This window comes from Citrobacter sp. XT1-2-2, assembly GCF_023516235.1.
Classification (GTDB): Bacteria; Pseudomonadota; Gammaproteobacteria; order Enterobacterales; family Enterobacteriaceae; genus Citrobacter; species Citrobacter werkmanii.
Genome location: NZ_CP097324.1, coordinates 629,001 through 643,903, shown reverse-complemented (window position 1 = coordinate 643,903; position 14,903 = coordinate 629,001). Strand labels below are relative to the sequence as shown.

Below are 14,903 nucleotides of genomic sequence, written 5' to 3'. Positions count from 1 at the left end.
TGAATGATGAAGAAATTAGAAGATGTTGGTGTACTGGTAGCGCGCATTCTGATGCCAATCCTGTTTATTTCCGCAGGCTGGGGAAAAATCACCGGATATGCGGGTACCCAACAGTATATGGAAGCCATGGGCGTGCCTGGTTTTATGTTACCGCTGGTCATCCTGCTTGAGTTTGGCGGTGGTCTGGCAATCCTGTTCGGCTTCCTGACCCGTACTACCGCGCTGTTCACCGCAGGCTTCACGCTGCTGACAGCGTTCATCTTCCACAGCAACTTTGCGGAAGGCGTGAACTCTCTGATGTTCATGAAAAACCTGACCATCGCAGGCGGTTTCCTGCTGCTGGCTATCACCGGTCCGGGCGCATTCAGCATCGACCGTGTACTGAATAAAAAGTGGTAAGCGAACTATACTGAACACATGAAAAAGCGAGGAGACATCTCCTCGCTTTTGCTATCTGAGGAGGCGATAAAATGGGACAACTGATTGACGGCGTATGGCATGACACCTGGTATGACACCAAATCAACCGGGGGAAAATTTCAACGTTCAGCATCGGCTTACCGCAACTGGCTCACCGCGGATGGCGCACCGGGTCCAACGGGCGAAGGGGGATTCGCTGCCGAAAAAGACCGCTATCATCTCTACGTTTCTCTGGCCTGTCCGTGGGCGCACCGTACGCTGATTTTGCGTAAGCTCAAAGGGCTGGAACCGTTTATTTCCGTTTCCGTTGTGCATCCGCTGATGCTGGAAAACGGCTGGACCTTTGATGATACCTTCCCGGCTGCAACCGGCGATACGCTGTATCAACACGAGTTTCTTTACCAGCTCTATCTGCACGCCGATCCGCATTACAGCGGTCGGGTAACCGTCCCGGTGTTGTGGGATAAAAAAAATCACACCATTGTCAGCAACGAATCTGCGGAGATCATCCGCATGTTTAACACCGCTTTTGATGCTTTGGGCGCAAAAGCCGGGGATTACTACCCGTCAGCCCTGCAAAGTCAAATCGACGAGCTGAATGGCTGGATTTATGACAACGTCAATAACGGTGTGTACAAAGCCGGATTTGCCACCAGCCAGGAAGCGTACGACGACGCCGTGGAAAAAGTCTTCCAATCCCTGGCGCGTCTGGAGCAAATTCTGGGGCAGCATCGCTATCTGACCGGCAACCAGTTAACAGAAGCAGATATTCGCCTGTGGACCACGCTGGTACGTTTTGATCCCGTGTATGTGACCCATTTCAAGTGCGACAAATACCGGATTAGCGATTATCTGAACCTGTATGGTTTCCTGCGCGACATCTACCAGATACCGGGCATTGCGGAAACCGTCAATTTCGATCACATCCGTAATCACTACTTCCGTAGCCATAAAACCATTAACCCGACTGGTATTATTTCTGTTGGGCCGTGGCAGGACCTTAACGAACCCCACGGGCGTGACGAGCGTTTCGCGTAATTTACACTGGCCCCTTTGGGGAATACCGATTAGTTAAGCATGTATGGCGAACATGTGATTTTTGCTCAGGGTTCCGTTCACCTCAGCGGTGTCATTTCTTTGAAACGCCGTTACCCGTGAACGTGCAAGGGAGGCTCACCGCCGCCTCCCTTGCAACCCAGGCTCCCGGCGGGAAAATCGTCGCTGCGCGATTCATTCGTCTTATGCCGTCTGCCTGTCGGGTCGGGGCCGAGCCTGCATCCCTGCAGGCCATCCCCTCTGCCCGCATCCCTGCGGGCAGACCCGGTCAGCCGTCAACGCCTCATCGATTTTCAGCCGGACATGGGTCATCGCTTCAACGCTCTGACTTCCAGTAAAATCTGTTTTGCTGTTCAGATATATTCAAATAAAAATACAGATGGTCAGGTGTGGCTGGTCCGGCTGAAAATTGCCGACGTGTTTCCGTAAGGCCGGGAGAACCCGCAGGGATGCGGGTTCAGGGCGCGCTTTGCAAGGACGCTTCATCGCGCCCGGCCCGAAAGCCTGAAGGAATAAGCGGAGGGAACCACGAAGTGGCAATTTTCCGTGCCGGGAGCCGGGATTGTAAAGGGCGTGGCGGAGAACGCCCTTTACACGTTCACAGGAATCGATGTCTCAGAGAAACGATGAACATAAGGTGAACGGAACCCTTTCTCTGAGAGCGCATATTCATAACGTCTACCACACTGGCGATAGTTTCTGAAACTAAGGCGTTCACTGATAAGTATTACCCATCAGCGGGCCAAATAATTAACACATCAAACATTTACCATCATTTCATTCACAGCTATTCTTAATTTGATTGCTTTAAAAACAAGTAATTGAATGCAGAACGAGGCAAAAATGGATTGGTATTTAAACGTATTAAAGAATTACTTTGGTTTTGGTGGTCGCGCGCGTCGTAAAGAATACTGGATGTTTGTGCTGGTCAACATCATCTTCACGTTCGTGCTGGGTATCCTGGACAGAATGCTTGGCTGGGAACGCGCCGGAGGGGAAGGCATCTTAACGACGATTTATGGGGTTCTGGTGTTTATCCCCTGGTGGGCGGTACAGTTCCGGCGTTTGCATGACACCGATCGTTCAGCCTGGTGGCTGCTGGTGCTGCTGATCCCGATCGTTGGCTGGTTGATTATCATCATTTTCAACTGCCAAAACGGGACACAGGGGAGCAACCGCTTCGGGCCCGATCCCAAACAGTTATCCTGACGTAGCATATGTAGATGCCTGATGGCGCTGCGCTTATCAGGCCTGCAACATACTCCGTCCTCCAGGCCGGATAAGGTGCAATTGCACCGTATCCGGCGTAACAGTCCGGCTATTTTCCCGCAAACAGTTTCGGGATTTCCCGCAGACACCAGGATTTCGCCTCGCCCATACTGTCTCGCCGCCAGGCCATAATGATATCAATTTCACTTGTCGACTCTGGGCTTACTACCCGCAACCGACCAGCCGCAATATCCTCTTCCACCAGCGGGTACGGCATCGTCGCCACGCCCAGTCCGGCTAACAGCGCCTGACGTTTATCTTCTATCGAACTCACCGTCAGACGAGGTTGTTTATCCAGCAGTTGTACGGTCAACACCGGACGTTCACGCGCGGTATCCGCCACCGCGATACCACGGTATTTCACGCGGGTGACTTCTGATAACGGTTCCGGCTCCTGATGGATAGGATGATCCGGTGCCGCCACATACACATTCATCAGCGAGTACAGCTTGCGCGAGTTGATTTCTGAAGATGAGCGAAAATGCATATCCGGCGCAATCACAATATCCGCTCGCCCTTGCTCCAGACGCTCCCACGCCCCGGCCAGAACTTCGGTGATAACGGAAAGCTGGGTATTGGCCTTCCCGGCAAGCCTGTCGATCAGCGGGAAAAACGCCGCCGTCGGCACCAACGCTTCGGTCACGATAGTCAGATGCGTTTCCCACCCACGCGCCAGCGCTTCGGCATCGGTAGTCAGCTTATCCGCAGCTTCCAGCAGGACGCGTCCACGCTCCAGCAGCATACGCCCGACGTTGGTGAATTTTGTGCGGTGACCTGAACGGTCAAACAACACGACGTCCAGCTCTTCCTCCAGCTTCTGCATGGTATAGCTGAGGGCTGACGGAACCCGCCCCAGTTCATCTGCCGCGGCGGCAAAGCTACCGCGTCTGTCTATTGCGTCCATGACGCGTAACGCTTCAAGCGTTAAAGCCCTTTCTTTGGCCATCTCGTTCTCATTCAGGAAATTTGAACATACCGGGCAGAATATCTGGCTAACAATGCAGCGTCTAGCCATTTAACATAAAAGGAAGTAAAGAGAGGTCAAGAACTATGATTACTACCCGTACAGCCAAACAATGCGGACAGGCAGACTACGGCTGGCTGCAGGCCCGTTATACCTTCTCCTTTGGACACTATTTTGATCCTAAACTGCTGGGTTATGCCTCGCTGCGTGTTCTGAACCAGGAAGTTCTGGCACCGGGGGCCTCTTTCCAGCCACGTACCTATCCGAAAGTGGATATCGTCAACCTGATCCTCGAAGGGGAAGCTGAGTACCGCGACAGTGAAGGCAACCATATCCAGGCCAAAGCAGGCGAAGTGCTATTGCTCGCGACACAACCCGGGATCAGCTATAGCGAACACAATATCAGTAAAGATAAGCCGTTAACCAGAATGCAGCTCTGGCTGGATGCCTGCCCGCAGCGCGAAAATACCTGCGTGCAGAAAGCCACGCTGAGTGCCGGTAAGCATCAGCTGCTGGCCTCGCCGGACGGTGAGCAAGGCAGCCTGCATCTGCGCCAACAGGTTTGGGTGCATCATGTTGAGCTGCAACAAGGCGAATCGCTCAGTTTTCAGTTACATGGGCCTCGCGCTTATCTGCAGTCGATCCACGGCAGATTCCATGCGGTGACGGCTGGCGCCGAAAAAGAAGCCCTCACCTGCGGCGATGGCGCATTTATTCGTGACGAGACTAACATAACGTTAGTCGCCGATACCCCGCTGCGTGCTTTGCTGATAGATTTGCCCGTATAGTCATGGAAAACAATGGAGTACGGCTATTGAGCAAGAAAAAAACAAAAAAACGCCAGCCGCAGGCTGAGCCGCAAAAACAGAATACGGCGACTTTCGGTTATGAAGAAATGCTGACAGAACTGGAAGCGATTGTGGCCGATGCCGAGCTACGGCTCGAAGATGAAGAAGCCGCCTGAAAGGCGGCTAAGAGTGATGCCGGGTGGCGGCTGCACCTTACCCGGCCTATAAATTAATGCGCTTTACTGGCCATGATCTCAATGATCTGCTTGTCGGTTTCCTGCATTGAACGACACGCCAGCGCGCACAGGTTAGTGATAGATTGCTCCACGTTATGCGCCACAATCCCTTCGTTACCCGTTACGGCAGTATCGTCCAGTGCCATCAGCACCGCTTTCCACGCCGCAGATGCGCTGGTTGAAACTTTCATCGCGCAGCTGTTTGAGGCGCCATCGCAAATCATTCCGCTCACGTCGCCAATCATGCTGCTGATCGCCATCGCGATGGTGTTGTAGCGCCCATCGACAATCCATGCCATACCCGCCGCAGCGCCCATCGCCGCCGTGGTTGCCGCGCACAGTGCGGACAAACGTGGAAGCTGATGATGGATGTAGATTGCGCTCAGGTGAGACAGCATCAGCGCACGCGCCAGTTTTTCCTCATCCGCGCCAAAATGCTCAGCAACCACCATCACCGGAACGGTGGCGGTAATACCTTGATTACCGGAGCCGGAATTGCTCATCGCCGGTAGCGTCGCCCCGCCCATTCGCGCATCCGATGCCGCACTGGTACGGATCAGAATAGCGGTAGACAGATCGTTTGCCAGCAGGCCACGCGCGCACTGCTTCTCAAGCGTAGTCCCGATGTGCAAGCCCCAGTTGCCGCGCAGCCCTTCCTGAGACAGCGCCCCGTTCAGTTTTGCCGCATCGAGAATAAAGCGGATTGACGCAAACGGCACCGCATTCACAAACGCCAGAATCTCTTCCAGCGAGGTGTGAGACAGTACCGCCAGCGGTGATTCCTGCTCCTCTTCCTGAGTGCTCTCTTCTGTGGCGAACACCACGCCTTTGTTGGTTTCAATGCGCACAACGTTGGTATGGCCGCCAACAATGGTCACGCACACCCATCCTTCAGCGCTGTACACTTTCGCGCGGGAAAAGAGAATATCTTCGCAAGGCTCCTGCAGCATCACCGTAACCTTCCCGGCACTCAGCATCGCTTTGGCCTGCGCCACCGCCTCAGCCGAAGCGTCTTTCAGCACTTCCAGCCCGGCTTTGGCATTACCGCCGATCGCGCCCAGCGCGGCGGCAATCGGTAACCCCACCATGCCAGTCCCCGGAACGGTCACTCCCAGGCCATTTTTCATCAGGTTTGGCGAGACCCACGCATCAATGCGTTCAACCGCGCCTTCCAGCTCAGAGGAGGCGACGGCCGCCGCCAGAGCCAGAGAGATAGGTTCCGTGCAGCCCAGCGCGGGCTTCACTTCTTCCTGCACTGCGCGAATAAAACTATCCCATAATGGATTCAATGTAGTCTCAAACATAACAACAACCTTTGCTCAGATAACTCAGGAAAATGCCAGGAACGGAGAAACGCACAGCAGCAGGCCCGTGATAATAATCAGATACAGAGAGGCGCCTTTGTATTTGTGCAGTGCAGGAACTTTGTAGACCAGCCACGCCGGGATCAGACAACCCACCATGCCGAAGATTGGGCTACAAATAGAGGTGAAGCTCAGTACCGGCGCATTGAGCACAATTGCGCTCCAGGCCAGTAAGATGGCGAAAACCATAATGCCGCGCTGCACCAGGGTTTCATTGATTTTCTCGGCTGGCATTTTACGGCGCAGCACGTTCATCACGATCCCCTGAGTAGCTTCACGGAAGCCTAAATAGACGCCGAAGAAGGCGGTCATTACGGCAAAGATGTTCAGGATAACGCTGACGATTTTCACCCAGCCAGCGCCATCGCCGCTAATAAACTGCGCGGCAATCGCCAGAGCGGAAATGTTCTGCTCATAGGCTTTAACCGCTTCGTCATGACCCATCGCCAGCGTGAAGGAAACGGCGTAGAAAAAGACCGTAACGAACAGAATACCAAACGCGATGTTCATAGCGCGCAGCGCTTTATGACGCGCCACCTCAATGGATTTTTCGCGAGAACGATATGAGATAACCATTGGGCTCAGAGTCTGAATAAACAGAATCGAGGTCAGCGTAAACGGCAGCGTGATAATCGCGTTTTTGATCAGCAGCGCCATCGGCGGCAGCGAACCTACGTTATATAAATGCCACATCCCTACCATCGACACGCCAAGCGCCGCTACCACCAGCAGCTTGGTCAGTACCATACCGGTAGAGATTTTAAACAGCAGTTTTTCCCCGCGCGACGAGATGGCCACCAGGATACAAATCAGCACCAGGCCATAGAACGGGCTGTCGGACAGTAAGCCTTCAGTCACGCCAAACGTGTGCAGATAGGAGGCGCTGTCGTTAGTAATGGCGGTGGAATAGACGAACATCCAGATGACCAGCATCACAAAATACAATGCCCCCAACAGGATGCCCCAGTTTTTACCCAGGTAGCCGCTGATCACGCTCGGGTAGTCTTTACATTCCGGAGATTCAGCCAGTGTATTGATAAACAGACGCTGGAACAGATACATGGCAGGGTAGCCAATAATGGAGGAGAGTAAGAATACCCACAGCCCCATCAGCCCTACCTGGACGGGAAGAAAAACAATTCCCGCGCCGATTGCCATACCGATACTCATAATGACCCAGCCGGTGTCCGTGCTGTCGAATTTAATGGCTTCGCGCCATTCGCTTTCGGTCATTCCCGCCCGACGCGCCGGAGCAGATGCGTCGAGTATTACGCTGCTATTCGTTGCCGTTTCCATAATTTCCCGCTCAATGTGTAGGTAGAGGTTTTTTATTTTTTTCGTACTGCTTAATGCGATACGCAGTACATAAGATGCAGGTGAGCTATTGGAGTAATGAATAAATGATACGCGCGGGATCAGAGAAAAACTTCACAAACAAACCCCTGTAATTTCTAAAAGTTAAGAAATAATTTCTCTTTTAATACCATTAAATGTATTAAATTTCTGTTTTTGAAGCAGATCACAACAAAAAATGCGCGCTAAAGTGCTAATGCTGATCAGTTAACACCTCACCTTCTGCGTTTTTGTTAAAACAGCAAAACAGATTTAACTGGAAGTCAGAGCGTTGAAGCGATGACCCCGGTCCGGCTGAAAATCGATGAGGCGTTGACGGCTGACCGGGACTGCCCGCAGGGATGCGGGCAGAGGGGACGGCCTGCAGGGATGCAGGCTCGGCCCCGACCCGACAGGCAGACGGAATAAGACGAATAGCTCGCGCAGCGACGATTTTCCCGCCGGGAGCCTGGGATGCAAGGGAGGCGGCGGTGAGCCTCCCTTGCACGTTCACGGGTAACTGCGTTTCAGAAAAATGACAGCGCTGAGGTGAACGGAACCCTGAGTAAGAATCACATGTTCTCCATACATGCTTAACTGAGCGAAATTACACTAAAGTGCACCTTTTCTATCATGCCAAATTGATGGATTCATTGCCGGATGGCGGCGCTTACGCCTTATCCGGCCTACCAACACACCCTTTCATCTCAGGTACAAACCACTTTAATCGCCAGGCCACCGCGTGAAGTTTCACGGTACTTGTCATTCATATCTTTGCCCGTTTCGTACATGGTCTCGATCACCTTATCGAGCGAAACGCGTGGCTCAGACGTCCGACGTAACGCCATACGCGCGGCGTTAACGGCTTTTACCGCGTTGATCGCGTTGCGTTCGATGCACGGTATTTGCACCTGTCCGGCTACCGGGTCGCAGGTCAGCCCCAGGTTATGCTCCATGGCGATTTCCGCCGCAATGCATACCTGCGCAGGGCTACCGCCAAGCAACTCTGTCAGCCCTGCTGCCGCCATGGAACAGGCTACTCCAATCTCTCCCTGACAGCCCACTTCGGCACCAGAAATAGAGGCATTCATCTTATACAGCGCGCCTATCGCCCCAGCCGCCAGCAAATATCGGGCAATCGAGTTCGCATTCACCGGGCGGCGGAATTTATCGTAATAGGCCAATACAGCGGGAATAATTCCGCAAGCGCCGTTGGTTGGCGCGGTAACAACCCGACACCCGGCGGCATTTTCTTCGCTCACGGCCAGAGCGAACATGTTGATCCAGTCGATAACGTTCATCGGGTCGCTGGACAGGTTGTCGCTGGAAACCAGCAGTCGCCGCAGCGCCACGGCGCGACGCGGGACGTTAAGCGGGCCCGGCAGGACGCCTTCGGTGTTCATGCCGCGCTCAATCCCGGCGTGCATGACGTCCCAGATGGCGGCAAAACCAGCATCGATTTCTTCTTTGCTGCGCATCGCCAGTTCGTTTTGCATCATCAGGCCAGAAACAGACAACCCGTTGCGCTCGCACAGCTTCAGCAGTTCGCTGGCGGAATGAAAGTTGTAGGGCACGGGTGTTTCAATGTCATGCGCCTGACCAAATTGCTCCTCTTCAACGATAAAACCACCGCCGATGGAGTAATAGGTTTTACTTAGCAGTGTCTCGTTGCCGTGCCATGCGGTAATACGCATACCATTTTCATGGCGCGGCAGCGTTTCGCTATGAAAGAGAATATTTTCGTCTGGCGAGAAATCGACAATATGCGTGCCCTCAGCAACCGGCAAACGTCCGGTACGGGCCACTTCCTGAGTAAAACCAGCGATTGAATCTATATTAACGTTTTGCGGACTGTTACCGGCCAGTCCCATCATGATGGCGACGTCTGTCGCATGACCTTTGCCGGTCAGAGAGAGCGATCCATAAAGATCAACCACGATATGCGTGGTCCTGAAGAGTTCCCCGCTGCTGACCAACAGATCGATAAAGCTTTTACCTGCGTTCATTGGCCCCACGGTATGGGAGCTGGAAGGTCCAATGCCAATCTTGAAAATATCGAATGCGCTAATCATATCCACACCCTCGGATTGCCGTTCAGTGAAGACCAGGTTTCACACTCATTAAGGATCGGGGCGATCCTGCGATCGCCCCGCAAGGGATTACAGCGTATCGCCACGCACGGCGATGGCTTCAATCTCCAGCTTCACATCCTTTGGTAAGCGGGCGACCTGTACGCAGCTGCGCGTAGGGTAGATTGCCTTGTGCTCATCAAAAAACTGCTGGTACACCTGGTTAATGGTGGCGAAGTCGTTCAGGTCAGAAACGAAAACGGTGGTCTTGACGATATCGCTCACCTTCAAACCGGCGGACTCGACGATCGCTTTCACGTTTTCCAGGCTTTGACGCGCCTGATCGGCCACGTGTTCTGCCACTTCACCGGTCTGTGGACACACCGGAATCTGACCTGAAGTCAACACCATACTGCCCAGATCCACACCCTGTACGTAAGGTCCAATCGCCCCTGGCGCACATTCGGTTGCAATAACTTTTCTCATATCCCCTCCGGCGTCAGAGCGCCTGGGTGAAAGTACGTGAAATAACGTCCTGCTGCTGTTCGCGGGTCAACGCATTGAAGCGCACCGCATAACCAGACACGCGGATCGTCAGGTTCGGATAGTTTTCCGGATGCTCAATGGCATCCATCAACATTTCACGGTTCATAACGTTAACGTTTAGATGCTGCCCACCTTCCACATGCGCTTCATGGTGGAAGTAACCATCCAGCAGCCCGACCAGGTTGGTTTTACGCACGCTATCCTCTTTGCCAAGCGCAGCCGGCACAATGGAGAAGGTGTACGAAATACCATCTTTGGCATAGGTAAACGGCAGTTTGGCGACCGAGGTTAACGACGCCACCGCACCTTTGCGATCGCGGCCGTGCATCGGGTTCGCCCCTGGCGCAAACGGCGTGCCTGCGCGACGTCCATCCGGCGTGTTACCGGTTTTCTGGCCGTACACTACGTTGGAGGTGATGGTCAGAATGGACTGCGTCGGCACCGCATTACGGTAGGTCGGCAACACCTTAATTTTCTTCATAAAGCGTTCGACCAGGTCGCAGGCAATACTGTCTACGCGCTCGTCGTTGTTGCCGTATTGCGGATAGTCGCCTTCGATTTCAAAATCAACCGCCAGACCGTTTTCATCACGAATCGGTTTCACGCGGGCGTATTTAATAGCCGACAGTGAATCCGCCGCTACGGACAGCCCCGCCATACCACAGGCCATCGTGCGATAAACATCACGATCGTGCAGCGCCATCAGCGAAGCTTCGTAGCTGTACTTGTCGTGCATGTAGTGGATGATGTTCAGCGCGCTGATGTACTGCACGGCCAGCCAGTCCATAAAGTGGTCCAGGCTCTCCATCACCGTGTCGTAATCCAGCACTTCATCCATTAGCGGCGCCGTTTTCGGCCCGACCTGAATTTTCAGCTTCTCATCCACACCGCCGTTGATTGCGTACAGCAACGTTTTGGCGAGGTTGGCGCGCGCGCCAAAGAACTGCATTTGCTTGCCGATAACCATCGGGCTTACGCAGCAGGCAATGGCATAGTCATCGCTGTTAAAGTCAGTACGCATCAGATCATCGTTTTCGTACTGTAAAGACGAGGTGATGATGGACACCTGAGCGGCATATTTTTTGAAGGCAATCGGTAGCTGCTCGGACCACAGTACCGTCAGGTTCGGCTCAGGCGCCGGCCCCATGGTGTGCAGCGTATGCAGGTAGCGGAACGAGTTTTTGGTCACCAGCGTACGGCCATCCAGCCCCATACCGCCGATAACTTCGGTTGCCCAGATAGGGTCGCCTGAGAACAGGGTGTCGAATTCCGGCGTACGCAGGAAGCGCACCATACGGATCTTCATAATGAAGTGATCGATCAGTTCCTGCGCCTGCTGTTCGTTTAAAATTCCCGCTTTGAAGTCGCGCTCAATGTAGATGTCGAGGAACGAAGCGGTACGGCCCAGCGACATGGCGCCGCCGTTCTGCGATTTCACCGCAGCCAGATAAGCAAAGTACACCCACTGTACCGCTTCCTGCGCATTTCGCGCCGGACGGGAGATATCGCAGCCATACTTCGCCGCCATTTCCTGCATTTGCAGCAGAGCGCGACGGTGTTCAGACAGCTCTTCACGCAGACGAATCGTGGCTTCAAGATTCTGCCCCCACTCCAGATTCGACTGAAGATCGGCAAACTGCAGTTCACGCTCACGCACCAGATAGCGGATACCGTACAGCGCGACGCGACGGTAGTCACCGATGATACGGCCACGACCATAGCCGTCCGGCAGACCGGTCAGTACGCCGGATTTACGGCAACGCAGCATATCCGGGGAATAAGCATCGAATACCCCCTGGTTGTGGGTCTTACGCAGGTCAGTAAACAGGTATTCAAAATTAGCGTCCATCTCACGACCATAAGCGTCAAAAGAGCTTTTGATCATGTTGATGCCGCCGAACGGATGCAGGGCACGCTTGAGCGGCGCATCCGTTTGCAGACCGACGATTTTTTCCAGTTCTTGTTCAATATAACCGGCGTCATGCGCGGTTATCGTGGTGGCAATATTGGTATCGAAATCAACCGGCGCATGGGTCGAGTTTTCAATACGGATGCCCGCCATAACTTTTTCCCACAACGCCGTGGTTGCTGGCGTTGCTTCGGCGAGGAAAGATTCATCCCCTTCATAAGGCGTGTAGTTGTGCTGAATAAAATCACGGACATTAATTTCTTCTTTCCAGTCCGTACCTTTAAAGCCTTTCCAGGCTTCGGCATACAGCATATCGCTGGTATCGATATTTACCTTCATGAAAAATAATCTCTCTGCTGAAAATTAATTATGCAAATGCTACTGGGATATTAATTTTGCCTAACGCAATGGCATCACGAGCAATCATTTTCTCTTCATTTGTGGGAATAACCGCACAAATAACACGAGCATCCTTATTAGAGATAATTCTTTCGCCATGGGAATTTGGCAGACCATTCATCTCGCTATCGATATTTACACCTAAAACGGCCAGATGCTCGATAACCAAACGGCGAATTAATACTGAGTTCTCACCGATTCCACCGGTGAAAATAATGCCATCAAGACGATGCAGCGATGCGGCATGTCCGGCGATATGACGCGCAATACGATGCACAAACGTTTTAATCGCCAGCTGCGCGCGCTCATGCCCTTCGTGCCAGGCTTTTTCTAACGTACGTAAGTCAGAGGACAGACCGGAAATACCCAGCAACCCGGACTCTTTATTCACTACGCGCTCAAGGTCGCTCAGCGTCTGGTTGGTTTCAGCGGCAATCCACGCCATCGCGCCGAAATCTACGTCGCCGCTGCGTGTGCCCATCATCAGCCCTTCCAGCGGCGTCATGCCCATCGAGGTATCAACGCTCTGCCCGTTACGTACCGCACAGATAGAGGCGCCGTTGCCCAGATGCGCCACAACCAGACCAGAATCATCATTCTGCAGATCCAGAAGTTCATGCGCCCGTTGCGAAACATAGCGATGCGACGTGCCGTGGAAACCGTAACGACGAACGCCTAACTCCTCAAAATATTTCCACGGTAAACCGTACAGATAGGCTTCTGGGGCCATCGTCTGGTGGAAGCTGGTATCAAATACCGCGACCTGCTGCACGCCTGGGAAAAGATGCTGAGCAGATTCAATCCCGCTCAGGTTCGCATAATTATGTAGCGGTGCTAATGGCGATACCCGGCGAATATTGTCGATAACTTCCTCAGTAATAATTGCTGATTCGGTAAAGATATTTCCGCCGTGGGCAATGCGGTGGCCAATTAAGGCCACGCTGTCCATTAAATTACGTTTTTCCAGTTCAACGGCAATCGCTTTTAATGCATCTTCGTAGCTGTGGTGAGCCAGCTTAGCTGGCTCTCCTCCATTAATTGCTATGAACGCATTTTCAGAGTTAATACCGTCTGCAATTCCCGCCATTAAAACTTCACAGTTTGCTGCATCGAGCACTGAGAATTTAATGGAAGATGAACCACAGTTAATAACCAGTACTACCGGAAACTCATTCATTTCACTACTCCGCTCATCCTGAGCTTAAGGATTAAAACAGTTTGTAGACAATGTTCAGGATGGTCAGCAGACCAATCACGGTAACAAACACGTTATCCAGACGGCCACGGTATTTCGCCAGCGATGGCGCTTTACGGATGGCATACATCGGCAGCAGGCAGAGCAGAGAGGCAATAATCGGCGCGCCCATTGCTTCAATCAGGTCCAGGATGTTCGGGTTGGCGTATGCCACAACCCAGGTGGAACCCATGATGAAGATCATGCTGATGGTGTTGAGCTTGCCCATGGAAACTTTGGTTTTATCGCCTTTGTAACCAAACTTCAGCACCAGACCGTTCAGACCTTCCAGCGTCCCCAGATAGTGGCCGAAGAAAGATTTGAAGATAGCAACCAGGGCGATGATTGAAGCACCGTATTCCAGAATGGTGGCGAAGGTAGACTTCGTACCGGACAGTGAAGCGAAGTGGTTCGCCAGGTAAGACAGCACTGGAATGTTTTGCGCTTTCGCATCCGCCATATTTGCCGGAGAGAGCGTGAACAGGCAGCTAAAGGCGAAGAACATTACCACCGCAACCATCAGCATACTGGCGCGGGAGATGATTTTAGAACATTTCTGCTCGGTGAATTCGCGACCGTAATCTTTCTCATATTCTTCGCGTTTAGAGACGACGAAGGAAGAAACGATTGGCGAGAAGTTGAAAGAGAACACCATGATGGAAATACCCAGCCATACGGTAACCAGGATGCCGTCATGGCCAGTCAGGGCGATATTGCTGATATCAACCTGATCGATAACCGCAGAGTTCCAGTAAGGAATCAGTGACAGAGAGATAAGCACCAGGCTGGCAATGAACGGCCATACCAGGTAGCTCATCACTTTAACCATCAGATCTTTACCAAACCAGATGACGAATGCCATCAGCAGCAACAGGAACAGCGCCACGAAGCCACGGTTCAGCGCGGGCATCTGCAGCTGGTTTTCCCAGAAGGTCATAAAGGTGTTGGTAATGGTGACGCCATAAATCCACAGCAGCGGACAAATCGCAAAGAAGTAGAGGAACGTGATTACCACGCCACCCGTTTTACCAAAGTGCTCTTCAACCGTTTCTGTGATGTTACCGGAAGGGTTAGAACCGGAAAGACACAGGCGTGCCAGCGCACGGTGGCAATAGAAAGCGATGGGGTATGCTAACACCAGCATGATCAGAATGGGGATCAGTCCGCCAAAACCTGCGCGGATAGGGAAGAACAGCACCCCTGCGCCGATGGCTGTACCAAATAAACCCAGTGTCCAGGTGGTGTCCGATTTGCGCCAGGACGACTGCTTTGTCTGGCTGGATACAATGCTATCAGTAGTACTCATATCCTATCCTCA

At 52.9% G+C, this 14,903-nt stretch carries 13 protein-coding genes; 5 read left to right on the top strand and 8 right to left on the bottom strand.

The features are described from left to right. The first annotated feature begins 6 nt into the window (after positions 1-6). From M4I31_RS03145 to M4I31_RS03135, 3 genes are all read left to right on the top strand, one after another. Complete coding sequence (locus M4I31_RS03145) at positions 7-399, top strand: DoxX family protein (RefSeq protein ID WP_032940735.1); 393 nt, start codon at positions 7-9, stop codon at positions 397-399. Between the two features lie 71 nt (positions 400-470). Then, on the top strand, positions 471-1,457 hold the full coding sequence (locus M4I31_RS03140) for a glutathione S-transferase family protein (RefSeq protein WP_038634087.1): 987 nt from the start codon (positions 471-473) through the stop codon (positions 1,455-1,457). Positions 1,458-2,318: 861 nt separating this feature from the next. After that, positions 2,319-2,684 (top strand): DUF805 domain-containing protein, encoded by a 366-nt coding sequence (locus tag M4I31_RS03135; protein ID WP_038642883.1) that lies wholly within the window; start codon positions 2,319-2,321, stop codon positions 2,682-2,684. A 109-nt stretch (positions 2,685-2,793) separates the two neighbouring features. On the opposite strand, the gene yhaJ is transcribed toward M4I31_RS03135, so the two are convergent. Next, positions 2,794-3,690 carry a DNA-binding transcriptional regulator YhaJ gene (gene yhaJ, locus M4I31_RS03130; protein WP_016154624.1) on the bottom strand — a complete coding sequence of 299 codons (897 nt, stop codon included), beginning with the start codon at positions 3,688-3,690 and terminating at the stop codon, positions 2,794-2,796. 104 nt (positions 3,691-3,794) lie between these two features. Between yhaJ and M4I31_RS03125 the strand changes: the two genes are divergently transcribed. After that, positions 3,795-4,496: a pirin family protein gene (locus M4I31_RS03125; RefSeq protein ID WP_085048676.1), complete on the top strand. Its 702-nt coding sequence runs from the start codon at positions 3,795-3,797 to the stop codon at positions 4,494-4,496. Positions 4,497-4,522: 26 nt separating this feature from the next. Continuing rightward, positions 4,523-4,672, top strand: a complete 150-nt coding sequence (locus M4I31_RS03120) for a hypothetical protein (protein ID WP_087856874.1) — start codon at positions 4,523-4,525, stop codon at positions 4,670-4,672. A gap of 53 nt (positions 4,673-4,725) precedes the next feature. Here M4I31_RS03120 and M4I31_RS03115 read toward each other — a convergent pair whose 3' ends face one another. The 7 genes from M4I31_RS03115 to tdcC form a co-directional block, all read right to left on the bottom strand. Next, a complete protein-coding gene (locus M4I31_RS03115) occupies positions 4,726-6,036 on the bottom strand; it encodes a serine dehydratase subunit alpha family protein (protein WP_085048675.1) in 1,311 nt (436 codons plus the stop codon). Positions 6,037-6,060: 24 nt separating this feature from the next. After that, complete coding sequence (locus M4I31_RS03110; RefSeq protein WP_038634097.1) at positions 6,061-7,392, bottom strand: amino acid permease; 1,332 nt, start codon at positions 7,390-7,392, stop codon at positions 6,061-6,063. Positions 7,393-8,135: 743 nt separating this feature from the next. Next, on the bottom strand, positions 8,136-9,500 hold the full coding sequence (gene tdcG, locus M4I31_RS03105) for an L-serine ammonia-lyase (RefSeq protein WP_038634099.1): 1,365 nt from the start codon (positions 9,498-9,500) through the stop codon (positions 8,136-8,138). A gap of 87 nt (positions 9,501-9,587) precedes the next feature. Beyond that, a complete protein-coding gene (locus tag M4I31_RS03100) occupies positions 9,588-9,983 on the bottom strand; it encodes an enamine/imine deaminase (protein WP_038634102.1) in 396 nt (131 codons plus the stop codon). A gap of 13 nt (positions 9,984-9,996) precedes the next feature. After that, on the bottom strand, positions 9,997-12,291 hold the full coding sequence (tdcE, locus tag M4I31_RS03095; protein WP_085048674.1) for a 2-ketobutyrate formate-lyase/pyruvate formate-lyase: 2,295 nt from the start codon (positions 12,289-12,291) through the stop codon (positions 9,997-9,999). 28 nt (positions 12,292-12,319) lie between these two features. Then, the gene (gene tdcD / locus M4I31_RS03090) at positions 12,320-13,528 is read right to left on the bottom strand and encodes a propionate kinase (RefSeq protein WP_085048673.1); all 1,209 of its coding nucleotides are present in this window, start codon (positions 13,526-13,528) and stop codon (positions 12,320-12,322) included. Positions 13,529-13,559: 31 nt separating this feature from the next. Next, positions 13,560-14,891 carry a threonine/serine transporter TdcC gene (tdcC, locus tag M4I31_RS03085; protein WP_006687934.1) on the bottom strand — a complete coding sequence of 444 codons (1,332 nt, stop codon included), beginning with the start codon at positions 14,889-14,891 and terminating at the stop codon, positions 13,560-13,562. Between the last annotated feature and the right edge of the window lie 12 nt (positions 14,892-14,903).